Annotated in this window: 19 protein-coding genes and 1 pseudogene; 6 read left to right on the top strand and 14 right to left on the bottom strand. The window is 72.7% G+C overall.

All coding sequences use genetic code 11. From position 1 onward, the window contains the following. Window positions 1-69: 69 nt before the first annotated feature. Complete coding sequence (locus EJC51_RS08815) at window positions 70-1,656, bottom strand: alkaline phosphatase D family protein (protein WP_126270554.1); 1,587 nt, start codon at window positions 1,654-1,656, stop codon at window positions 70-72. 202 nt (window positions 1,657-1,858) lie between these two features. After that, window positions 1,859-3,265 carry a MocR-like pyridoxine biosynthesis transcription factor PdxR gene (gene pdxR, locus EJC51_RS08810; protein ID WP_126270553.1) on the bottom strand — a complete coding sequence of 469 codons (1,407 nt, stop codon included), beginning with the start codon at window positions 3,263-3,265 and terminating at the stop codon, window positions 1,859-1,861. Window positions 3,266-3,387: 122 nt separating this feature from the next. Between pdxR and EJC51_RS08805 the strand changes: the two are divergent. Further along, window positions 3,388-4,224, top strand: a pseudogene (locus EJC51_RS08805) (EamA family transporter); the annotation flags it as partial. 45 nt (window positions 4,225-4,269) lie between these two features. Here EJC51_RS08805 and EJC51_RS08800 read toward each other — a convergent pair. Next, window positions 4,270-5,100, bottom strand: a complete 831-nt coding sequence (locus EJC51_RS08800) for an alpha/beta fold hydrolase (RefSeq protein WP_126270552.1) — start codon at window positions 5,098-5,100, stop codon at window positions 4,270-4,272. Window positions 5,101-5,240: 140 nt separating this feature from the next. On the opposite strand from EJC51_RS08800, the gene EJC51_RS08795 reads away from it, so the two are divergent. Together EJC51_RS08795 and EJC51_RS08790 are read left to right on the top strand one after the other, a co-directional pair. Continuing rightward, window positions 5,241-6,122 (top strand): RNA polymerase sigma-70 factor, encoded by an 882-nt coding sequence (locus EJC51_RS08795; RefSeq protein WP_126270551.1) that lies wholly within the window; start codon window positions 5,241-5,243, stop codon window positions 6,120-6,122. A 242-nt stretch (window positions 6,123-6,364) separates the two neighbouring features. Continuing rightward, window positions 6,365-7,126, top strand: coding sequence for a GntR family transcriptional regulator (locus EJC51_RS08790; RefSeq protein WP_126270550.1), 762 nt, complete (start codon window positions 6,365-6,367; stop codon window positions 7,124-7,126). A gap of 117 nt (window positions 7,127-7,243) precedes the next feature. On the opposite strand, the gene EJC51_RS08785 is transcribed toward EJC51_RS08790, so the two are convergent. The 3 genes from EJC51_RS08785 to EJC51_RS08775 all read right to left on the bottom strand — a co-directional run bounded on the left by EJC51_RS08785 (window position 7,244) and on the right by EJC51_RS08775 (window position 10,348). Further along, window positions 7,244-8,401: an ROK family transcriptional regulator gene (locus EJC51_RS08785; RefSeq protein ID WP_126270549.1), complete on the bottom strand. Its 1,158-nt coding sequence runs from the start codon at window positions 8,399-8,401 to the stop codon at window positions 7,244-7,246. Between the two features lie 100 nt (window positions 8,402-8,501). Then, window positions 8,502-9,164 (bottom strand): response regulator transcription factor, encoded by a 663-nt coding sequence (locus EJC51_RS08780; protein WP_126270548.1) that lies wholly within the window; start codon window positions 9,162-9,164, stop codon window positions 8,502-8,504. Window positions 9,165-9,178: 14 nt separating this feature from the next. Further along, a complete protein-coding gene (locus EJC51_RS08775) occupies window positions 9,179-10,348 on the bottom strand; it encodes a sensor histidine kinase (RefSeq protein ID WP_126270547.1) in 1,170 nt (389 codons plus the stop codon). A gap of 108 nt (window positions 10,349-10,456) precedes the next feature. Between EJC51_RS08775 and EJC51_RS08770 the strand changes: the two genes are divergently transcribed. Genes EJC51_RS08770 through EJC51_RS08760 form a run of 3 tightly spaced genes read left to right on the top strand, consistent with a single transcriptional unit; the run spans window position 10,457 to window position 12,532 of the window. After that, entirely contained in the window at window positions 10,457-11,377 is a 921-nt protein-coding gene (locus EJC51_RS08770; protein WP_126270546.1) for an ABC transporter ATP-binding protein, read from the top strand. A 1-nt stretch (window position 11,378) separates the two neighbouring features. Further along, entirely contained in the window at window positions 11,379-12,104 is a 726-nt protein-coding gene (locus tag EJC51_RS08765) for an ABC transporter permease (protein ID WP_126270545.1), read from the top strand. 41 nt (window positions 12,105-12,145) lie between these two features. Next, on the top strand, window positions 12,146-12,532 hold the full coding sequence (locus EJC51_RS08760) for a hypothetical protein (protein ID WP_126270544.1): 387 nt from the start codon (window positions 12,146-12,148) through the stop codon (window positions 12,530-12,532). Window positions 12,533-12,536: 4 nt separating this feature from the next. Here EJC51_RS08760 and mug read toward each other — a convergent pair whose 3' ends face one another. From mug to EJC51_RS08720, 8 genes are all read right to left on the bottom strand, one after another. Next, window positions 12,537-13,082, bottom strand: a complete 546-nt coding sequence (gene mug / locus EJC51_RS08755) for a G/U mismatch-specific DNA glycosylase (protein ID WP_126270543.1) — start codon at window positions 13,080-13,082, stop codon at window positions 12,537-12,539. Then, window positions 13,079-14,521, bottom strand: a complete 1,443-nt coding sequence (purB, locus tag EJC51_RS08750) for an adenylosuccinate lyase (protein WP_126270542.1) — start codon at window positions 14,519-14,521, stop codon at window positions 13,079-13,081. The genes mug and purB overlap by 4 nt, the downstream gene beginning before the upstream one ends. 83 nt (window positions 14,522-14,604) lie before the next feature. Then, window positions 14,605-15,387, bottom strand: a complete 783-nt coding sequence (locus tag EJC51_RS08745) for an SGNH/GDSL hydrolase family protein (protein ID WP_126270541.1) — start codon at window positions 15,385-15,387, stop codon at window positions 14,605-14,607. A gap of 100 nt (window positions 15,388-15,487) precedes the next feature. Continuing rightward, complete coding sequence (locus tag EJC51_RS08740; protein WP_126270540.1) at window positions 15,488-16,501, bottom strand: hemolysin family protein; 1,014 nt, start codon at window positions 16,499-16,501, stop codon at window positions 15,488-15,490. Then, window positions 16,498-17,832 carry a hemolysin family protein gene (locus EJC51_RS08735; RefSeq protein WP_126270539.1) on the bottom strand — a complete coding sequence of 445 codons (1,335 nt, stop codon included), beginning with the start codon at window positions 17,830-17,832 and terminating at the stop codon, window positions 16,498-16,500. Before EJC51_RS08735 ends, EJC51_RS08740 begins: the two co-directional genes overlap by 4 nt. A gap of 99 nt (window positions 17,833-17,931) precedes the next feature. Beyond that, window positions 17,932-18,357 carry a GNAT family N-acetyltransferase gene (locus tag EJC51_RS08730; protein ID WP_126270538.1) on the bottom strand — a complete coding sequence of 142 codons (426 nt, stop codon included), beginning with the start codon at window positions 18,355-18,357 and terminating at the stop codon, window positions 17,932-17,934. A gap of 120 nt (window positions 18,358-18,477) precedes the next feature. Beyond that, complete coding sequence (locus tag EJC51_RS08725; protein WP_126270537.1) at window positions 18,478-19,335, bottom strand: TIGR03621 family F420-dependent LLM class oxidoreductase; 858 nt, start codon at window positions 19,333-19,335, stop codon at window positions 18,478-18,480. A gap of 44 nt (window positions 19,336-19,379) precedes the next feature. Then, complete coding sequence (locus tag EJC51_RS08720) at window positions 19,380-21,947, bottom strand: ABC transporter permease (protein ID WP_126270536.1); 2,568 nt, start codon at window positions 21,945-21,947, stop codon at window positions 19,380-19,382. Window positions 21,948-21,951: the final 4 nt, after the last annotated feature.

Raw genomic sequence — 21,951 nt, 5'->3', positions numbered from 1 at the left:
GACGGCCGCGTACCGGGGGATGACGCCGGTACGCGGCCCACCGTCGAGGGTACGGGAGCCGGTGCGGGGCTACTGACCCACGCGGCCCGGCTGGAGTGTCCGGGTGAACAGCACGGTGCCGTCCTGCTCGCGCAGCCGGACCGTCAGTTCGCCGCTGTCGCCGTCGATGTCGACCTCGCCGAAGAACTGGTAGCCGCCGGCGGGGGAGACGTTCGACGCGGTCGGCGCCTTCACGAACACCCGCTCCGGGCCGAAGGTGTTGTCGAGGGCGTTCGCCGGGAAGGCGCCGGCGTTCAGCGGCCCGGAGACGAACTCCCAGAACGGCTCGAAGTCCGTGAACGCGGCCCGCGACGGCTGGTAGTGCTGCGCCGAGGTGTGGTGCACGTCGGCCGTCAGCCACACCGTGCCGGTGATCCGCCGGTGCTTGATGTGCCGCAGCAGCTCGGCGATCTGCAGCTCACGCCCGAGCGGCGCGCCCGGGTCGCCCTGCGCCACCGCCTCGATGTTCGCCTTGCCCTCGGTGGTGTCCGGCACGACCAGCCCGAGCGGCATGTCGGAGGCGATCACCTTCCACACCGCACGCGACCGCGACAGCTCCCGCTTGAGCCACTCCAGCTGCTCGCGTCCGAGGATGCCCTGCGGGTCCACGGTCTGGTCGTCGGCCGAGTTGGCGTTGCGGTACGTCCGCATGTCCAGCACGAACACGTCCAGCAGCGGCCCCTGCCGCAGCACCCGGTAGACCCGGCCCTCGCGCTTGCCCGTCGGAAGCGTGGAGATCGGGAAGTACTCGCCGAACGCCCGCCGGGCCCGCGCCGCGAGCACGTCGACGCTCTTCTCGGTGTAGCGGGTGTCGGTGCTCGCGATGACCTCGCCCGGGTACCAGTTGTTGCGCACCTCGTGGTCGTCCCACTGGATGATCGACGGTACCTGGGCGTTGAACCGCCGCAGGTTCTCGTCGAGCAGGTTGTAGCGGAAGTTGCCGCGGAACTCGGCCAGCGTCTCCGCGACCTTCGCCTTCTCCTCGGTGGTGACGTTCCGCCACACGCTGCCGTCGGGCAGCGTGGCGGTCGCCGAGATGGGGCCGTCGGCGTAGATGTTGTCGCCGCTGCACAGGAAGAAGTCCGGGTCGAGCGCGGCCATCGCCTTGTAGATGGTGTAGCCGCCGAAGTCCGGGTTGATGCCCCAGCCCTGGCCCGCCAGGTCGCCCGACCACAGGAAGCGCACGCCGTCGCGACGCCCGGCCGACGCGGTGCGGAAGGTGCCGGTGACCGGCTCGCCGGTGCGGCGCGGGTCGTCCGGGTCGGCGAGCAGCACCCGGTAGTGGATCTGCTCACCGGCGGGGAGGCCGTGCAGGCGGGTGGTGCCGGTGAAGTCCGTGCCGGCGCCGAGCAGCGGGCCGTGCCAGCGGTGCGCGTTGCGGAACGACTCGGTCGCGGACGTCTCGACGATCATCCGCGCGGGACGGTCGGATCTCACCCACACCAGCCCGGAGTGCGCGGTCACGTCTCCGGTCTGCACACCCCACCCCGCCTCGGGACGCCCGGACAGCGCGAACGCCGGTGCCGCGCCGGCCGCGGCGGGCAGGGTCAGGGCCGCCGACGCGACCAGGGAGCCGCGCAGCACGCTGCGGCGGCCGGGGAACGGACGTTGGGACATGGATGCGCCTCCAGGGACGGGATCCGGCCAGTGTGCGATGCCATGACTACTGGTGCGCCGCAGCGCACACGGAAACCGCAAGTGAACAACTGACCGCATTCGCAAAGGAACCGGCGTTCGAGACAGAGTCCGCGCGTCTACGGTCGCCGGCGCTGGGCGGTCTCCGGCGGCCCGCGCGTGTACGGCCCTCAGCGCCGGGTGCTCATCCGGAGGCCGCCTCGGCCATCAGCCGTATGCCCGCACGGATGCGCGCGGGCGACAGGTGGGCGTAGCCGACCACGAGCCGCACCTCCGCCGAGTCACCGGCACGCGCGTGCGTGCACGCCGACAGCGGGCGTACGGCCACCCCGGCCGCGGCCACCCGGGTGAGGAAGCGTCCCTCGGGCCCGTACCGCTGCGGCAGCGTGGCGATGACATGCAGCCCGGCGGCGATCCCGGACACCCGCGAGCCGGGGAAGTGCTCCTCCAGCGCGGCCACGAGCGCGTCGCGTCGCTCGCGGTAGGCGCGCTGGCAGCGGCGCAACTGACGGTCGTAGTCGCCGCGCTCCACGAACCGGGTGAAGGCCGCCTGGTCGAGGGTGGGATGACCGAGGTCCATGGTCCGCTTGCGCTCGATCACCTCGTCGGCGAGCGCCTCCGGCACGAGCAGCCAGCCGAGCCGCAGCCCCGGGGCGAGGGACTTGCTGACCGAGCCCGCGTACGCCACCCGTTCCGGGTCGAGGCCCTGGAGCGCGCCGACGGGGGCGCGGTCGTAGCGGAAGTCGCCGTCGTAGTCGTCCTCCAGGAGGAACCCGTCCACGGAGCGCGCCCAGTCGAGGAGTTCGGCCCGGCGCCGCGCGGAGCAGGCGATGCCGGTCGGGTACTGGTGGGCGGGCGTCGTCACGACGGCCCGTACGCCGGACGCCCGCAGCGGTTCCAGGGCGAGCCCTTCGTCGTCCAGGGGGACGGGCACGGGGGTGACGCCCGCCGCCGCGTACAGGTCGTCGTGCTGAGGGCTGCCGGGATCCTCGACGCCCACCGTGCGCAGCCCGCGCGTGTGGAGCGCGAAGCCGAGCAGCGTCGTCGCCTGGGCCACCCCGGAGACCACCACGATCCGTTCGGGGTCGGCGACCACGCCCCGGCGGCGCGCGAGGAGTCCGGCCAGCGCGGTGCGCAGCCGGGGCAGCCCGCGCGGGTCGGGATAGCCGAGCTCGTGGTGCGGCAGCTCCGCCAGCACCGCGCGCTGGGCCGCGGCCCAGGCGGTCCGGGGAAACAACGACAGGTCCGGGGTGCCCGGCACGAAATCGGCCCGGGCGCCCGGCGGACGGGGCGCGAGGTCACGCGCGCGGGGCGGTGCGGCCCGTACGGCACCGCCCACCCAGGTCCCCGCGCCCCGGCCGCTGCGCAGATACCCCTCCGCCGTCAACTGCTCGTACGCCTCCGTGATCAGCCCCCGCGACACCCCGAGGTCCGCCGCCAGATCCCGGCTCGACGGCAGCCGGGTCCCCGGCGTGAGCCGCCCCGACCGCACCGCCTCCCGCAACGCGGCCTGCAACGACCGCCCACGCGCGCGTGCGGGCGCGGAAGCCGCCGGGAGCAGCACCTCCCAGGCGACCGAGCCGTCTCGCATCACCGGCGCCCCTGCCTCTCCTACGTCCACGCCCGGCTCCCCGCACCCGTCCCGATTGGTCCCCGATCACGTCCCGCAAATGGACCTTAAACCGGACCGCCCCGCTGCCTAGCGTCGCTCCCATGAACGCCACCACCACGCGCGGAGCGCTGCTCGCCGCGTTCGCCTGCGTCCTCGTCGGCGCGTCCTTCACGGCCAACAGCAAGCTCGGCGACTACCCGTACGCGGGCGGCCAGTTCCTCCGCTACGGGCTGGCCTGTCTGCTGCTCCTGCCCCTCGCCGGGCGGGGCGCCCCCGCCCGGCTGCGGGCGCTCGGGCCGCGCTCCTGGGGCCGTCTCGCGCTGCTCGCGGCCGTCGGCATGGTCGCGTTCAACATGGCCGTCATCGCCGCCGAACGGACCGCGGAACCCGCCGTCCCGGGCGTCTTCGTGGGCTGCGCGCCGGTCGTGGTCGCCGTGGTCGTCCCGGCGCTCGACGGCCGCCGGCCCCAACGCGCGGTCCTGTACGGGGCGTTGCTCGTGGCCGTCGGGGCCTTCACGGTCCAGGGCTGGGGGCGTACGGACGCGGCCGGGATCGCCTGCTCCGTGGGCGCGCTGGCCGGTGAGGTCGGCTTCGCGGTCCTCGCCGTGCCCGTACTGCGTCCCCTGGGGCCGCGGCTGCTGTCCGCCACGGTGTGCGGTGTCGCCGCTGCCGAGTCGCTGGCGACCGGGCTTCTCCTGGACGGCACGGCGTGGCTGCGCCGGCCCACCGGCACCGAAGCCGCCGCGCTGCTGTGGCAGGCGGCGGTCGTCACGGTCGTCGGCTTCGTGTGCTGGTACATGGGCATGCAGCGGATCGGCGCGGAGCGCGCCACGCTGTTCTCCGGCCTCATCCCGGTCGCCGCGGCCTGCACCGCGCCGCTCGTCGGCACGGGCGCCTACGGCGCCGCCCAGGCGGTCGGCAGCGGCCTCGTCGGCGCCGGAGTCGCCCTGGGGTCAGGGGCGTTCGGCAGAACCAGGAAGACGTCAGCGGCTGCCGTCGAGGATCACGCGCGCGACGAGCGCCGGGTCGTCGTTCATCGGGCAGTGGCCGCAGCCGGGCAGCCGCACGAGGCGGGCCTTGGGGATGATCTGCTTGGCGCGGACTCCCTGGCGGCGCAGCAGGAGCCGGTCCTTGCTGCCCCAGGCCACGGTGACCGGGATGCCGGGGATGTCGTCCGTGAACCGGACGGAGCCGCCCGCACGCAGGGTGTCGGCGAAGCCCGTGGCGTTCACCAGCGCGAGCGTCTCGGCGACGACGGCCTCGGGTGAACGGCGGCCGGGGCGGGCGTAGATGGTGCTCGTCAGCGCGGTCCGGCCGGCCGCCGACCGCGACAACCGCTCGACCAGGGGCAGCGGCATCCGCTGGGCGATGCCCCGCATCGTGAGCAGCACGGAGAAGGCGTAGCGCCGCTCGGCCTCCGACCAGAAACCCGCGGGGGACAGCGCGGTGACGGACCGTACGAGCTTCTCCCGGCCGAGTTCCAGGGCGAGCAGGCCGCCGAGCGAGTTGCCCGCCACATGCGGCCGGTCCAGCTCCAGCTCCTCGCAGAGCGCGCCGAACACGGCGGTCGTGGTGGCCAGGTCGTACGACAGCCCGTCGGGCAGCCCCGGAGAGGCGCCGAAGCCGGGCAGGTCCACGGCGATCACGTCGCGTTCGGTGGCCAGGATGTCCACGACCGGGTCCCAGGCCTGCCGGTGGTGACCGATGCCGTGCAGCAGGAGCAGCGGCTCACCGCTGCCCACGCGCGCGTAGTCGACGGTCACGGACCGCGGGCCGTGCGGGGAAGGGACCTTGAACGAGACGGTGGCGGCCATGGGGGTGTGCTCCTCGTCTGGGGCTCGCTGACGGACGCTGGTGGACAGCTTGTCAGCAATTACTACCGGCGGGTAGCCCTTGTGGGTCGGACCCCTGGCTCCGCCTGGACAGCACGAGGTGCGTCGGATGGGATGGAGCCGTGAGTACCGACACCGTGACCGACGTCTTCGAAGAGCACCGCCCCGTCCTGCTGGGAGTGGCCTACCGCATGCTGGGGCGGGTGGCCGACGCCGAAGACGTCGTCCAGGAAGCCTGGTTGCGCTGGTCCGGAGCCGACCGGGACGACGTGCGCGAGCCGCGCGGCTACCTCGTACGGATCACGACCCGCCTCGCCATCGACCGGCTCCGCCAGATCAAGGCGCGCCAGGAGGCCTACGTCGGCCCCTGGCTGCCGGAGCCGTACGTCACCGACTTCGGGGACGTCGTCCCCGACACCGCGGAGCGGGCCGTGCTCGCCGACTCCGTCTCCCTCGCCGTCCTCGTCGTCCTGGAGTCGCTCTCGCCCCTGGAACGCGCGGTGTTCGTGCTCCGGGAGGCCTTCGGATACCCGTACGCGGACATCGCCACCATGCTGGACCGCGAGGAGCCCGCGGTACGCCAGCTCGCCGGACGGGCCCGCAAGCACGTCGAGGAACGCCGGCCCCGCTACGAGGTCGACCCCGTCCAGCGCCGGGACCTCACCGAACGCTTCCTCGCCGCCGCCGCGGAGGGCGACCTGGAGGGGCTCATGTCGCTGCTGGCGCCGGACGTCCGCCTCGTCGGCGACAGCGGCGGCAAGTCGCGGGCACCGCTGCGGGTCATCGAGACGGCAGACCGCGTGGGCCGCTTCGTCGTCGGTGCCGCCCGCAAGGGCGTCGAGGACATGACGTGGCGCATCGTGGAGGTCAACGGCGGCCCCGCGGTGCTGGTCCTGTCCGGCGGCAAGGCCGACTCGGTCTTCCAGGTGGACATCGCCGACGGCCGCATCCAGTCCGTCTACATCGTGCGCAACCCCGACAAGCTGCAATCGCTTTCCGCCTAGCGGCGCCGACGCCCGAAGCCCCCGTCCGGTGCGACGGGGGCTTTGCCGTCATGTCACGAACACCGCCCGGTACGAACGCTTCGTGAACGCTCCACGGCACCGTCCCTGTGAGTGCCGCGGGGGATCGAGGATTGGTCTTGACCAAGGGTGGGGGCCGCCCTATGGTCGCAGATAAGTGCAACAACCTTTAATAAACAAGGGCGCTAAAACGCCGCCGGACCACGGCGATTGCGGAGGACAGGGTGGGGACCACGCAACTGGAATCGGTGCCGGAACCGAAGTACTGGCATCTCAAGACGGTGCTCAGTGAGGCCTTGGACTCCGAGTTCTCCGTGGGCGAGATCCTGCCCAACGAGCGAGACCTCGCCGCCCGCTTCGGCGTCGCCCGCGCCACGCTCCGCCAGGCCCTCGAACAGCTCGAACTCGAAGGCCGCCTCCAGCGCCGCCGCGGGGTCGGTACGACGGTCGCGCCGCCGCGCGTGGGGGTAGCCGTCGGCACCGAGCAGCACGCCTGGCCGGGCACCGCCACCGACGCCTGGCAGCTCGCCGACAGCGCGCTGGAGGTCCCGCCGGCCGCCGTCGCCGCCGCGCTGGAGACCGGCGCCGAGGACACCGTGCACATCGTGCGCCGCTCCCGGATGACCCACGGTCAGCCGGTCGCCGCGGAACTGCTCTACGTGCCGCAGTCGTCGGTGCCCGAGCTGTCGGCCATCGACGCCCCCTCCGGGACGGCACGCGCGCGTGCGGTGCTGCGTGAGCTCCAGCGACTGGAGCTGGAGGGGCAGGACAGCGCGGTCGAACTCGGCTCGGCCCGCGCGGACGACGCCAAGCAGCTGGACCGGCTGCCGGGCGCCCCGGTCCTCGTCGTCACCACCCGCTTCTTCGCCGGGGGCCGCACCGCGGCGCTCTCCGTCGCCACGTACCGCGCCGACACCTGCCGGCTGACCTTCGGCGACTCCGGCGGCGTGGAGATCCACCAGCAGCCGGAACGCCAGGCGTCCTGACCGTCGCCACGGCCGTCGCACGACACACCTCGCGCCCCGGAGCAGCTCCGGGGCGCGAGGTGTGTCCGTGACGGAATCGGTCACCGCCGCGCGGTCCGTCGCGGTACACCGAATCGGTCACCGCCGAGCCGTCACCGTGCCCTCCACCGCGAACAGCTGCTCCTCCACGTGGTCCAGGGCCAGCCGCAGCGCGCCCGTCGGCACCGCCGCCTCGCCGAGGAGCGACAGGGTGACCTTCGGCGGCCGCAGACAGTAGCGCGCCAACTCGCGTCGCAGCGGCTCCAGTACGCCGTCCAGACCGGCCGCCCAGCCGCCGATCACCACCAGCTCCGGGTCGAGGGCGAGCGCGAGCGCCGCCACGTCGTGGACGAGCCGCTGGATGAACCGCTCGACGGCCGCGCGCGCCCGCTGGTCGCCCTCGCGGGCCTGCGCGAAGACCTCGGCGACCGCCTGCTCGTCGAGCGGGTGCAACGGCTCGTCCGTGGTGGACAGCAGCGTCTCCGGCGTCACCTCACGGCCCAGCAGATGCAGCGCGCCGATCTCACCGGCCGCCCCGCCGAACCCCCGGTGCAGCCGCCCCCCGATGAGCGACCCGGCGCCGGGACTCAGCCCGGCCAGCACGAACACCACGTCGTCGGACTCGGTGGCCGCGCCCTTCCAGTGCTCGGCGACCGCCGCGGCGTTGGCGTCGTTCTCCACCAGCACCGGGCACTTGAAGGACCGGCTCAGCCGCTCGCCCAGCCGCAGCCCCGTCCACTCCGGCAGCGCGGCACACAGCCGCACCGTGCCGTCCGCCTCCACGATCCCCGGCGAGGCCACCCCGACGGCCCGCAGCGAGCCCCGTGACACCCCGGCCCGGCGCAGCAGCTCCGCCACCGCGGTCCGCAGCCGCTCCAGCCGCTCGTCGGCGGGGGCCGACTCGGCCACGTCCTTCGCGACCGCGCCGAGCACCCGGCCGTCCAGGTCCGACAGGAGCGCGGCAACCCGGTGCGAGCCGATGTCGAGGCCCAGCAGATGACCGGCCTCGGCCCGGAACCGGAACCGCCGCGCGGGCCGCCCCTGACGCCGTACGACGCTCTCGTCCGCGGCCTTCTCGACGACGTACCCGGCCTCGATCAGTCCCTCGACCACGCCCTCGACCGTCGGCCGGGACAGGCCCGTCACGCGGGTGATCTCGGTGAGCGTCGCGCAGTCCGTGGCGCGCAGCGCGTGCAGCACCACCGCGGAGTTGATCCTCCGCAGCAGCGAGGGATCCCCGCCGGTCAGCCGCCCCACCGTCCGTCCTCCCAGCTAGTGCGCGTGTTGGGCGGATCGTACTCGGCACGGCGGACCCCGGCGAGCGCGGGGACGCAGAGATCGCTTGCTGCCTCGCCGGTCAGCCGGGTGCCACGAACCCCGACTCGTACGCCGCGATGACCGCCTGGGTGCGATCGCGCGCGCCGAGTTTCGCCAGTACGGCGCTGACGTGCGACTTCACCGTCTCGGTACCGACGACCAGCCGCTCGGCGATCTCCGCGTTCGACAGCCCGCGCGCCATCAGCCGCAGCACCTCCGCCTCCCGCTCGGTCAGCTGCGCCCGCTCCATCGCCGCGCGGGCCGCGCGGTTCCCGCCGCCCTCGCCGTACTCGGCGGCGAGCTGCCGCACGGAAGCCGGGAACAGCAGCGACTCGCCCTCGGCGACCAGCCGCACCGCGTGCACGATCTCGGCCGGCCGCGCCCGCTTCAGCAGGAAACCGTCGGCCCCGGCCCGCAGCGCCTCGTACACGTACTCGTCGTTCTCGAACGTGGTCACCACGAGGATCTTCGGCGGCTCCGCCACCGTCCGCAGCACCGCGCGCGTGGCCTCGATCCCGTCCAGCAGCGGCATCCGTACGTCCATGGCGACCACGTTCGGCCGCAACTGCCGCACCAGCGGAATCACCGCCGCCCCGTCCGCGGCCTCCCCGACCACCTCGATGTCGGGCTGCGCCTCCAACACGGCCCGCAGACCCGCGCGTACGAGGGGTTCGTCGTCGACGAGGAGAACGGTGACCGGCATCCGGCCAGCGTAGATCAGCGCGCCGGCAGCTCTACATGCACCTGCCAGTCACCCTGGTCCGGCCCGGTGTGCGCCCGCCCGCCCAGCAGTGCCGCGCGCTCGCGTATCCCGCGCAGCCCGCTGCCGCGGCCGGGCCCGGGTATGTCCGCGGTGAGCGGATTGCGGACCTCCAGCACGAGCGCGCCCTCGGCCACCGCGACGCGGACCCGGACGGGGACGGCGCCCGCGTGCCGCAGCACGTTGGTCAGCGACTCCTGGAGGATGCGGTAGCCCTCGCGGGAGACCGGGCCCGGGACGGTGTCGAGGGGGCCGGTCATGTCGACCTCGACCTTCGCGCCGGACGCCCGCGCGGACTCCAGCAGCCGGTCGGCGTCGGTGAGCGTGGGCCGGGAGCTGACCGGACGCTCCGACTCGCGCAGGATGCTGAGGACGCGTTCCAGGTCCTCCAGGGCGGCCCGGCCCGTCTCCTCGATGGCGTCCAGCGCACGGTCGGTGAAGGCCGGGTCGGCCGCCGCACGCGCGGCGCCCGCCTGGACCACGGCCACGGTCAGGGCGTGGCCGATGGAGTCGTGCAGTTCCCGGGCGATACGGGTGCGTTCCAGGAGTTGTTCGGTGCGCTCCTCCATGGCGGCCAGGCGGTCGGCGGGGGAGGGGCCGAGGAGGCGGCGGGCGAGCGCGGTGATCAGGTGTCCCGAGCCGACCACGGTGGCCGCCAGGACGGCCAGCGCCGGGAGCACCAGCAGGGCGTGCCACCAGTGGTGGCCGTCGAGCAGGAACAGCACGCCCTCATCGGTGTCGCCGCCGAACGGGGACAGCGCCAGGTCCACCGACGCCAGCATCAGCTGGAAGGTGAACATCGAGGTCACGCAGCCGAGCAGCAGCCGCCCCTCCAGCCACAGGACCACCCGCCCCCGGTCGCTCCAGGACGCGGACGGCGCGACGACGATGTCGGCGCTCTCACTGTCGTGCCGGTGACCGGTGAGCAACAGCCGTGCCTGGAGCCCCTCCACGGTCCGCATCGCGGGTACCAGCCCGGCGGGCACGAGCACCGCGCCCGCCACCACCCAGGTCCACCAGGCCTCCTCGATGAACAGCCACATCGACGGCCACACGATCGCGATGTACAGATGCAGCAATCGTGTGTACGTCACCGCCCGACCGAACGGGCGCAGCAAGCGGGCCATTGCGTCATCCTGCCAGCCGCCACTGACACCGAGCCTCCCCCGCACGGGGGAGACGATCTCCACCCGCGGGGGAGGCCCCGGCCCGCCCCCAGAGGCCAGGCTGAGGCCATGACCAGCATCGAAGTCCAGGCCCTCACCAAGGAGTTCGGCAGCCGGCGAGCCGTGGACGACCTCACCTTCACCGTCCGCCCCGGCCGCGTCACCGGCTTCCTCGGCCCCAACGGCGCCGGAAAGTCCACCACCCTGCGGCTCGTCCTCGGCCTCGACCGGCCGACCTCCGGCACCGCCACGGTCGGCGGCCGCGCCTACCCCACCCTCCAGGAGCCGCTGCGCCACGTCGGCGCCCTGCTGGACGCGCAGGCCGCGCACGGCTCACGCACCGGCCGCGACCATCTGCGCACCCTGGCCGCGAGCAACCGCATCCCGGACCGCCGCGTGGACGAACTGCTGGAGCAGACCGGCCTCGCCCCGGCGGCCCGGCGCCGGGTGAAGACGTACTCGCTGGGCATGCGCCAGCGGCTCGGCATCGCGGCCGCCCTGCTCGGCGACCCCGCGGTGGTCATGCTCGACGAGCCCTCCAACGGGCTCGACCCCGAGGGCATCATCTGGATCCGCGAGTTGCTGCGCCGGCTCGCGGGGGAAGGGCGCACGGTCCTGGTCTCCAGCCACCTCATGAACGAGACCGCGTCCTTCGCCGACCACCTCGTGGTGCTGGGCCGCGGCCGGCTCCTCGCGGACACCCCGATGCGGGAGTTCATCCACGCGCGTGTGCAGCCGAGCGTACGCGTCCGCACCACGGACCCCACCGCCCTCAAGGCGGCCCTCGCCGAGCACGGACATGACGCCGCCGAACACGAGGACGGGCACTGGAGCGTGCGGCACGCACGCGTGGACGACATCGGACGCCTCGCCTCCGCCGCCGGCGTCCCCCTCCTCGAACTGGCCGCCGAGGAAGGCACCTTGGAGCAGGCCTATCTGGACCTCACCGCCACCGAGACCGAGTTCACCGCACAGCCGCAGGAGGCCTGAGATGCCGTTCGTTCCCGTCCTTCACGCGGAGTGGCTGAAGATCCGCACGCTCCGCTCCCTGCTCGGGGCGCTGCTGACGCTGTTCGCGGCGACCACGGCGTTCTCCGCGATCGCCGGCGCCTCCGACACGTCCGACCCCGACTTCGACCCGCTGTTCATGGCGCTGTCCGGCATCATGCCCGGCCAGATCGCCGCGATCTCCTTCGGCGCCATGGCGATCTCCTCGGAGTTCCACGGGGGTGGACTCCGGCTCTCGCTCGCCGCGGTGCCGCAGCGGGGGCGGTGGTTCGCGGCCAAGCTCACCGCCATCGCCGTACCGGCCCTGCTGGTGGGCCTGGTCACCGCCTTCGCCGCCCTCGCCGTCGCCCGCGCGGGTCTCGGCGACGCGGCGAGCGGACTCGACGTCGGCGAGCAGGCGCGCGGCGTCGTGGGCTGCGGTGTCTACGTCATGCTGATGGCGCTGTTCGCGGCCGGCCTGGCGGCGTTGCTGCGCAGCGGGGTGGGCGCGTTGTCCCTGCTGATCCCGTTCATCCTCGTCGTCTCGTTCGTGATCGGGGACGTGCCCGGAGGCGTCACCGACTTCATGCCCGACCGGGCGGGCCAGATCGTGCTGTACGAGACGTACGACGGACGGTTGGGGTCGTGGTCCGGGCTGGCGGTGACCGCGCTGTGGACCGCGGCGGCGATCGCCGCGGGTGCCTGGAGCGTGCGACGCAGGGATGCCTGACGGCACACCAGTTGTCAGTGGGGCCCGGTTTACTGGATCACATGGACATCGCGAAGGACCTGGCCCTGATCGACCTGCTGTGCGCCCGTGACTTTCCCTCGGAGCACGAGCGCTACCACACCGCGTGGTTAGGGCCGGGGGACTGGCCGGACGTGAGCGACTGCTACGCCTACGAAGCCGCGATCGTCGAGCGGCTGACACAGCGTTGGGGGGAGGCGTTCCGCCGGGGGACCGTGACGCTGGAGGAGCGCACAGCCCGGGGTGAGGTCATACCCGAGCCCTGGGCGACGCTCACCGCCCTGGCGATCGACGTGCGCACGTGGGTCGTGCCCGAGAGCGGCCGTCACGTCACCGTGGCGGTGGCCGACCGGGAGGAGGAGAGCCGGCCGCGGCTCTGGCTGGCCGTCACGGAGACGGCCTCGCCGTGACCGGTCAGGCCTCCGCGGCGACCCGCAGCCGCGCGAACTCCTCGGCCATCGTCGCCGCCGTCCAGTGCGCGTTCAGCCCGCTCGGATTCGGCAGCACCCACACGCGCGTGTCCCCGATCGTCCGCTCCTGCGGACCCACCTGGGCCTTCTTGTCGTCGAACGCCGCCCGGTACGCGGTCACTCCGACGACCGCCAGCCACCGCGGCCGCAACCGGGCCACCTTCAGCGCCAGTTGCCGCCCGCCCTCGCGATACTCCTCCGCGCTCAGCTCGTCCGCCCGCGCGGTCGCCCGTGCGACGACATTGGTGATGCCGAGCCCGTACGACAGCAACTCCTGCTGTTCGGCGGGCTTCATGAGCCTCGGTGTGAAGCCCGACAGATGCAGCACCGGCCAGAAGCGGTTGCCCGGACGGGCGAAGTGATGGCCCGTCGCGGCCGTCATCAGACCGGGGTTGATCCCGCAGAACAGCACGCGGAGACCGTCCGCGACGACGTCCGGTACCAGACGGTCGCGGGCGGCCTCCAACTCGGCGGCGGTGAAGCGCGTCAGAGGATGGCTCCGGGGGTGTAACCGGCGGCCTCCGGGTGCTGCTTCGCGATCTCCTCGATCCGGCCGACGACCACGCCGACCTGGTCGGCCGCGGCGCCCGTGAAGGACAGCTTGTCGGCCATCAGCGCGTCCAGCTGGGCGCGGTCGAGCGGGATGCGCTCGTCGGCGGCCAGCTTGTCGAGGAGCTCGTTGCGCTCGGCACCCTGCTCGCGCATCGCGAGCGCCGAGGCCACGGCGTTCTCCTTGATCGCCTCGTGCGCGACCTCACGGCCGACGCCCGCGCGGACCGCGCCCATCAGCACCTTGGTGGTGGCGAGGAACGGCAGGTAGCGGTCCAGCTCGCGGGCCACGACCGCCGGGAAGGCGCCGAACTCGTCGAGCACGGTCAGGAACGTCTCCAGCAGACCGTCCAGCGCGAAGAACGCGTCCGGCAGCGCGACCCGGCGCACCACCGAGCAGGACACGTCGCCCTCGTTCCACTGGTCGCCCGCCAGCTCGCCGGTCATCGACGCGTAGCCGCGCAGGATGACCATCAGGCCGTTGACGCGCTCGCAGGACCGCGTGTTCATCTTGTGCGGCATCGCCGAGGAGCCCACCTGGCCCGGCTTGAAGCCCTCGGTCACCAGCTCGTGCCCGGCCATCAGTCGGATCGTCTTGGCCAGGGACGAAGGCGCCGCCGCCAGCTGCACCAGCGCCGTGACGACCTCGTAGTCCAGCGAGCGCGGATAGACCTGGCCGACGGAGGTGAAGGCCTGGGAGAAGCCGAGGTGCCCGGCGATCCGGTCCTCCAGCTCCGCCAGCTTGCCCGCGTCCCCGCCCAGCAGGTCGAGCATGTCCTGCGCGGTGCCGACCGGGCCCTTGATGCCGCGCAGCGGGTAGCGGCCCAGCAGCTCCTCGACGCGCCCGTACGCCACGAGCAGCTCGTCGGCGGCGGTCGCGAACCGCTTGCCCAGCGTCGTGGCCTGCGCGGCCACGTTGTGGGAGCGGCCGGCCATGACCAGCTCGGCGTACTCGCCGGCCAGCTTGCCGAGGCGGGCCAGCACGGCCACCGTGCGGTCGCGCATCAGCTCCAGGGAGAGCCGGATCTGGAGCTGCTCGACGTTCTCGGTGAGGTCGCGCGAGGTCATGCCCTTGTGGACGTGCTCGTGCCCGGCGAGGTCGTTGAACTCCTCGATCCGCGCCTTCACGTCGTGCCGCGTGACCTTCTCGCGCTCGGCGATGGAGGCCAGGTCGACGGTGTCGAGGACACGCTCGTAGTCGGCGATCGCCGCGTCCGGGACCTCGATGCCGAGGTCCTTCTGGGCCCGCAGCACGGCGAGCCAGAGCTGCCGCTCCAGCTTCACCTTCTGCTCGGGCGACCAGAGCGTGGCGAGCTCGGCGGAGGCGTAGCGTCCGGCGAGGACGTTGGGGATGCGGGGCTTGGCGGGAGCGGAAGTCACGTGTACGGATTCTACTGGCGAATCGTGCAGGCCAGCGCCATGGGTGACTTCGGCGGAACCTACGAGAGCTGCGTCACGCCAGGTCAGGCCGCCGGGCCGTCGTACGGCAGCAGCTCCGGGCGCTTCGGCGGCAGCCCGTCCCCGGACGACCGGCCCGTCAGACGCCGCCCTATCCAGGGCAGCAGGTGCTGCTTGGCGAAGCGGGCGTCGGCGATGCGCCGCGCGACCCAGTGGGGCGGCACCGTGGCCGCCATCGGCGTACGCCACTCGGTGTCCTCGGGGTCGTAGCCCAGCGTCTGCCACACGGCCTCCGCGACCCGGCGGTGCCCCTCGGGCGTGAGGTGCAGCCGGTCCACGTCCCACATGCGCTGGTCGCTCAGCGACGGCGCCCCGTACAGATCGACCACCAGGGCGCCGTGCCGCTCGGCCAGCTCGTCGACGCAGGCGAACAGCTCCTCCATGCGGGGCCGGAAGCGCTGCTGGACGGGGCCCTCGCGGCCGGGGCTGCGCATGAGGACCAGCTGCTTGCAGGAGGGGGCGAGCCGCTCCACGGCCTCGGTCAGCAGGTCCCGGACCCGGACCATGTCGCACTTGGGGCGCAGGGTGTCGTTCAGCCCGCCGACCAGGGTGATCACGTCCGGCTGCATGGCGGCCGCCACGTCGACCTGCTCGTCGACGATCTGCTGGATCAGCTTGCCGCGCACCGCGAGGTTCGCGTAGCGGAAACCGGGTGTGCGGGCGGCCATCCGGCCGGCCAGGACATCGGCCCAGCCGCGGTAGGAGCCGTCCGGCAGCAGGTCCGACATGCCCTCGGTGAAGGAGTCGCCGACCGCGACGAGGCTGGTGTATGTGGGGTTCTTCTCCATGGCGACAGAAATGGTATCCCGTGCACATACCCTCCGGTCGGTCCCCCTGGCGACCTCAGAGCTCAGGCCCTCCGGTCGGTCCCCCTGGCGACCCCGGAGCTCAGGCCCGCTGCCCGAACAGCCTGCGCAGCACGTCCTCCATCGTCACCAGCCCCGCCAGGCGCCCGTCGTCCCCGACCGCCGCCGCCAGATGCGTCCGGCTGCGCCGCATCGCGGTCAGCACGTCGTCCAGCGGCGTGCTCTCCCGCACGCGCGCGATGGGCCGCATCTCCCGCACCCGGAACGGTACGTCCCGCGGCGAGGCGTCCAACGCGTCCTTAACATGGAGGTAGCCGACGATCCTGCGTGTCTCGTCCACGACCGGGAACCGGGAGAACCCGGACTCGGCCGACAGCCGCTCCAGCTCCTCCGGAGTGACCCCCACGCGCGCGTAGACGACGCGTTCCAGGGGGAGCACCACGTCGCCCACCGGGCGGCGGCCCAGCTCCAGCGCGTCGTGCAGGCGCTCCCGGGTGCGGTCGTCGATCAGGCCCGCGTCGTCGGAGTCCTTCACCAGACGGGCCAGCTCGGCGTCCGAGAAGGTCGCTGTGACCTCGTCCTTCGTCTCGATCCGCAGCAGCCTGAGCAGGGCGTTCGCGAAGGCGTTGATCGCGAAGATCACCGGGCGCAGCCCCCGGGCCAGGGCGACCAGCGGCGGCCCCAGCAGCAGCGCGCTGCGTACCGGCTCCGCCAGCGCGATGTTCTTCGGCACCATCTCGCCGAGCAGCATGTGCAGATAGGTCGCCAGGGCCAGCGCGATCACGAACGACACGGCATGCCCGGCGCCCTTCGGTACGCCCAGCGCGTGGAACACCGGCTCCAGCAGATGCGCGATGGCCGGTTCGGCGACGACACCCAGGACCAGCGTGCACAGAGTGATGCCGAGCTGCGCGGCCGCCATCAGCGCTGACACGTGCCGCAGCCCCCACAGCACGCTCTTCGCGCGCCGGTCCCCCTCCTCGGCGTACGGCTCGATCTGGCTGCGGCGCACGGAGATCAGCGCGAACTCGGCGCCCACGAAGAAGGCGTTGACCACGAGGGTCGCGAAACCGATCAGCAACTGGACGACGGTCACGGCCCGACCTCCCCGTCCGCAGGACCGTCGAGCGGCCCGTGCAGCAGCACCCGCGCGGCCCGGCGCCCCGAGGCGTCCACGACGTCCAGCCGCCAGCCGGCGACCTCGACGGTGTCGCCGACGACGGGGATACGGCCCAGCTCGGTCGCCACGAACCCCGCCAGCGTCTCGTACGGCCCCTCGGGCACCCGCAGTCCCACCCGCGCGAGCTGGTCGACACGGGCCGAGCCGTCGGCCGAGTACAGCGCGCGGCCCTCGTCGTCGCTCCCGGCCGGGGCCAGGTCCGGCGTCTCGTGCGGGTCGTGCTCGTCGCGGACCTCGCCGACGACCTCCTCGACGATGTCCTCCAGCGTCGCCACCCCGGCGGTGCCGCCGTACTCGTCGATGACCACGGCCATCGTGCGCTTCCCGGACAGCCGGTCCAGGAGCCGGTCCACGGTGAGGGACTCCGGGACGAGCAACGGCTCGCGCATCAGCTCGGAGACCGGCACCCGGGGCCGCCGCTCGGCGGGGACGGTCAGGACGTCCTTGATGTGCGCGGTGCCCACGACCGAGTCGAGACTGCCGCGGTAGACCGGGAAGCGGGACAGGCCTGTCGCGCGCGTGGCGTTGGCGACGTCCTCGCAGGTCGCCTGCGCGTCCAGCGCGATGACCTGCACGCGTGGCGTCATCACGTTCTCCGCGGTGAGGTCCGCGAGGTTCAGGGTGCGGACGAAGAGTTCCGCGGTGTCGGCCTCCAGCGCGCCCTCCTTGGCGGAGTAGCGGGCCAGCGCCGCCAGCTCCTGCGGCCCGCGCGCGGCGGCCAGCTCCTCAGTGGGCTCCACGCCGAGCCGGCGTACGACACGGTTCGCGGTGTTGTTGAGATGCGTGATGAAGGGCCGGAACGCGGCGCTGAACCAGCGCTGCGCGTTGCCCACCCGCTTGGCCACGGCCAGCGGCGAGGAGATCGCCCAGTTCTTCGGGACCAGCTCGCCGACGACCATCAGGAACACCGTCGACAGCGCCGTACCCAGCACCAGCGCGAGCGAGGAGGCCGTCGACGCGGAGATGCCGAGCGACTCCAGGGGGCCGGCGATCAGCTTGGCGATCGAGGGCTCGGCCAGCATGCCGACGACCAGGTTGGTGACGGTGATGCCGAGCTGCGCCCCGGAGAGCTGGAAGGTCAGATTCCGTACGGCCTTCAGGGCGCCCGACGCGCCCCGCTCGCCGCGCTCCACGGCCCGCTCCAGGGCGCCGCGCTCGACCGTGGTCAGCGAGAACTCCGCGGCGACGAAGGCACCGCAGGCCACGGAGAGCAGGATCGCCACGAGCAGCAGGAGCACTTCGGTCATCGGGTCACCTCCGTCCCATGATCGGACAGGGCGTCGCAGCCCACACCTTGCGTCGGGAGGCCGGGTGACCCACCGACGGCAAAGGAAAAGTAAAGCCGCTCAAACCGTGAGGTGCTTCACCCAGCGCCGCCACTTCTCCTCCGGCGCGTACCCGGCCGCCCGCCACGCCGCCTGCCCCGTCTCGTTGCGCACCAGCACCATCGCGTCCCCGCGGCGCCCGCCGAGTGCCACGAACCGCTCCTCCGCGGCGGCGAGCAACGCCGAGCCGATGCCCTGGCGGCGGCGCTCCGGATGCACCGCGAGCCGGTAGAGATGGCAGCGCCAGCCGTCGAAACCCGCGATCACCGTGCCGACCAGCTCGCCGTCCCGCTCGGCCAGGATCAGTGCCTCGGGGTCCCGGGCGACGAGCCGCTCGACGCCGTCCCGGTCGTCGCTGATGCTCGTGCCCTCGGCGGCCGTCTTCCAGAAGGCCAGCACGGCGTCGAGGTCCTCGGGGACGGCGGCCCTGATGTGCAGATCAGTCATACGACGATCCCATCACGCACCCCGCGACGAGACCCGGAATTCCAGCATCCGGACAGCATGCGGACGGCGTCGGGACAGCACGCAGGCGGCGTTCGGACCGCATCCGGACGCGGGCCGCGGTCACTTGCCGCCCAGCTCCGCGACGACCGGCGCGAACGCCTCCAGGTGCGGCTCCAGCACGGTCAGATAGCTGAACCCGTACTTCTCGCGCAGCGCGAGCACCTTCGCGGTGACCTCCTCCTTGCTGCCGACCAGCAGGATGGGCAGTTCCAGCGCCTGCTCCACGGTGAAGCCCGGGACCCGGTCGACGAGCGGTCGTACGGCGGCCTCCGGGTCGTCGGTGACGGCCACCATCTGGAGGAGCAGGTTCAGTTCCGCCGGTTCCGCACGGTCCGCAGCCAGCTCCCGGTACCGGGCGAACCGCGCGTCGAACTCGTCGAGGGTCGTCGGCACCAGCTTGCCCTCGGTGTTCCCCGGCGCCAGATACGCGCCCGTGAACGCGGCGATGTCCGCGTGCTCGGCGGCGAGCCGCAGCATCCGCTCGCCGTTGCCGCCGAGCAGCAACGGCACCTTGGTGTCGAGGAGGCGCCCCAACTCCTCGACCGTGTGCCGGAGATGGTCCACGCGCGCGCCCGGCGACCCGAAGGGCAGCCCGGCCCGGTCGTGCTCGGCCTGTACGTACCCGGTGCCCAGACCGAGTTCGAGACGCCCGTCGGTCAGCGCCTGCGTCGTCGCGACCTCGCGGGCGAGCAACGCCGGGTTCCAGAAACCCGCGTTGAGCACGAACGTGCCGAGCCGCGGCCGTTCGGTGGCCGCGGCCGCCGCCACCAGCGCCGGGAACGGCGCGGGCATGCCCAGATGGTCCGGGACGAGGATCACGTCGTAACCGATCTCCTCGGCCCGGCGACACTTGGCGCGCCACTCCGCGGCGGGCGCGGGGTCGATCAGGTTGACGCCGAAGCGGAACGGACGCGACATGAACTCTCCTCGGACAGCTACGACTTGAGGTCACGCCGATTCCATCACTCGTGCGCGATGGCCGCCAGCACATTCATGCGCGATGCACGCAACGCCGGCAGCAGGGCCGCCACGATGCCGACGACCGCCGAGCCGACCACGACCGCGACGATCGTCGACCACGGGATCGCCAGCGCGTTCATGCCCTGCAACTCCAGCACCTGCTGCACGCACACCCCCCACACCAGCCCGAGCGCCAGCCCCAGGACCGCGCCGAAGACGGCGATCACCACCGATTCCAGGCGGATCATCCGGCGCAGTTGGCGTCGGCCGAGCCCGATGGCGCGCAGCAGTCCGATCTCCCGGGTGCGCTCCACCACCGACAGGGCAAGGGTGTTGACCACGCCGAGCACCGCGATGACGATCGCGAGGCCGAGCAGCGCGTACACCAGGTAGAGCAGCACGGCGATCTGGTCGTGCACCAGCTTCTTGTAGTCGGCCAGGTCGCGGACCTGGACCTGCGGATAGGGGTCGAGGGACTTGTCGAGCCGGGCGCGCAGCTGGTCGGCGCTCGTGCCCGAGGCCGCGTTGACGTACAGCGCGGAGTCCTGGCCGCCCGGCACGTACTTCTCGACCGTGGCGATGCCGAAGAACAGCCCGCCCTGCATGCCGAACCCGTCCGAGCCGTCCTGGTCGGTGAAGGCGGCGACCTTCATCTCGGTGCGCTGCCCGCCCGGGAACTCCACGGGGAGCGTGTCGCCGATCCGCACGTCGTGGTCCTTGGCGAAGTCGACGTCCATGCCCATGCTGCCGGGCGCCAGCGCCGCCGCCGAGTCCCCGTCCGCGTACGTGACATGGGCGACGTCGTCCACCTTGTCGTCGTAGCCCGCGGCGGTCGTCTCGACGCGCTTGCCGTCCGGCAGCCGCACCGCCAGCGGCGCGAACCGCTGCCGTACGACGAGACCGACGCCCTCGGTGTCGCGCACCGCGTCGGTGACGGTCTGCGAGAACGGTACGAAGTTGCTGTTCTGGACGACGAAGTCGGCGCCCAGCGTCTTGTCGATCTGCTGGTCGAAGGACTTGGACATCGACGCGCTCGCCACCGACATGCCACCGACCAGGGCGAGGCCCACCATGAGGGCCGCCGCGGTGGCGCCCGTACGACGGGGATTGCGCAGGGCGTTGCGCTGGCTCATGCGGCCGATCGAGCCGAACAGGGCCGGGAAGGCCGCGCCGAGAACCCGGATGACCGGGCGGACCAGCAGCGGTCCCGCGATCACGGTCGCGATGAGGGTGAGGACGACGCCCAGCCCCAGCAGGGACGCGGACGAGGACGTCTTCGTCGCCGTCGCACAGCCCACCAGCGCCGCCGCGCCGAGCGCCCCGACGATCGAGCCCACGATCGCCCGGGTCCTGAGCGGTTTTCCGATACCCGCGATCTCGGCGTCCGCGAGCGCGGCCATCGGCGAGACGCCCGCCGCGCGCCGCGCCGGCAGATACGCCGCCACGAAGGTGACCCCGACGCCGACGACGTACGCCGCCACGGGAGTTCCCCAACCGACCACCATCTCCGTGGTCTTGAGGTTCATCCCGAAGACACCCATCAGCTTGATCAGCCCGGCGGCGAGCCCGATGCCCCCCGCCAGGCCCAGCGTCGAGCCGACCAGACCGAGCAGGATCGCCTCCGTCAGCACCGAGCGGCGCACCTGCCGGCGGTCCGCGCCGAGCGCCCGGAGCAGGCCCAGCTCCCGGGTGCGCTGGGCGATCAGCATGGAGAACGTGTTGACGATCAGGAACACGCCGACCAGCACCGCGATCCCGGCGAAGCCGAGCATCACGTACTTGATGACGTCCAGGAACCCGCCGAGATCCTCCGCGGCGGAGTCGGCCTGCTCGTCGGCGGTCCTCACGTCGTAGGTACCGGTGTCGAGCGTGGCGGCGATCCGGCTCTTGAGCTGGGCGTCGCTCACACCGGGGGCCGCGTCCACCGAGATGCCCGTCGCCTTGTCCGGTGAGCCGAGCAGCTGGTCCGGCGCGGTGGCCGGGTCGAGGAAGACCAGGGCCGCGCCCGGGTTGGTCGTGGTGAAGGTGGCGATGCCGACGATCCGGACCTTGAACGTGCCCGGCTGAGCCAGCACGGTCAGCGTGTCGCCGATCCTCACGTGCTTCTTGTCGGCGGTGTCGGCGTCCAGGAGCGCCTCGGCGGCGCCGTGCGGGGCGTGGCCGGAGGTGAGCTTCACGGGGCTGCGGTCGGTGACGTACCAGTCGGAGGCGATGGTGGGGGCGCCGGTGGTCGGGCCGACCGACTCGTTGTCGCTGTCGACGACCGTGATGTTCTCGACGCTCACGTCCGCGTGGGTCGACGCGACACCGTCGACCTTCGCCACCTGCTGGGCCAGTGAGGCGGGCAGGGTGCGGGCCTCACCGGTCGGCACCTGGGAGTCGAGGTCGTCCTTCGGTTCCACGGTCACATCGGCGGACGTGGAGGCGAACAGCCGGTCGAAGGTCCGGGTCACCGTGTCGGAGAAGATCAGGCTGCCCGCGACGAAGGCCACGGACAGGACGATGGCCAGCGCGGACAGCACCAGCCGTCCCTTGTGCGCGAGGAAGCTGCGGAGCGTCGCCTTCAGCACCGAT

It is taken from the genome of Streptomyces aquilus (assembly GCF_003955715.1).
Lineage (GTDB): Bacteria > Actinomycetota > Actinomycetes > Streptomycetales > Streptomycetaceae > Streptomyces > Streptomyces aquilus.
Note: the sequence above shows the minus strand (reverse complement) of the source record. Positions and strands in the feature narration are given on the sequence as shown.

What these genes read in the sequence shown, in the direction of transcription:
- EJC51_RS08725 (WP_126270537.1), bottom strand. Translation starts at nt 19,335, where the DNA reads ATGTCGCGTCCGTTCCGCTTCGGCGTCAACCTGATCGACCCCGCGCCC.
- EJC51_RS08745 (WP_126270541.1), bottom strand. Translation starts at nt 15,387, where the DNA reads ATGGAGAAGAACCCCACATACACCAGCCTCGTCGCGGTCGGCGACTCC.
- EJC51_RS08775 (WP_126270547.1), bottom strand. Translation starts at nt 10,348, where the DNA reads ATGGCCCGCTTGCTGCGCCCGTTCGGTCGGGCGGTGACGTACACACGA.
- EJC51_RS08765 (WP_126270545.1), top strand. Translation starts at nt 11,379, where the DNA reads ATGCCGTTCGTTCCCGTCCTTCACGCGGAGTGGCTGAAGATCCGCACG.
- pdxR (WP_126270553.1), bottom strand. Translation starts at nt 3,265, where the DNA reads ATGCGAGACGGCTCGGTCGCCTGGGAGGTGCTGCTCCCGGCGGCTTCC.
- EJC51_RS08735 (WP_126270539.1), bottom strand. Translation starts at nt 17,832, where the DNA reads ATGACCGAAGTGCTCCTGCTGCTCGTGGCGATCCTGCTCTCCGTGGCC.
- EJC51_RS08815 (WP_126270554.1), bottom strand. Translation starts at nt 1,656, where the DNA reads ATGTCCCAACGTCCGTTCCCCGGCCGCCGCAGCGTGCTGCGCGGCTCC.
- EJC51_RS08760 (WP_126270544.1), top strand. Translation starts at nt 12,146, where the DNA reads ATGGACATCGCGAAGGACCTGGCCCTGATCGACCTGCTGTGCGCCCGT.
- EJC51_RS08770 (WP_126270546.1), top strand. Translation starts at nt 10,457, where the DNA reads ATGACCAGCATCGAAGTCCAGGCCCTCACCAAGGAGTTCGGCAGCCGG.
- EJC51_RS08730 (WP_126270538.1), bottom strand. Translation starts at nt 18,357, where the DNA reads ATGACTGATCTGCACATCAGGGCCGCCGTCCCCGAGGACCTCGACGCC.
- EJC51_RS08780 (WP_126270548.1), bottom strand. Translation starts at nt 9,164, where the DNA reads ATGCCGGTCACCGTTCTCCTCGTCGACGACGAACCCCTCGTACGCGCG.
- EJC51_RS08800 (WP_126270552.1), bottom strand. Translation starts at nt 5,100, where the DNA reads ATGGCCGCCACCGTCTCGTTCAAGGTCCCTTCCCCGCACGGCCCGCGG.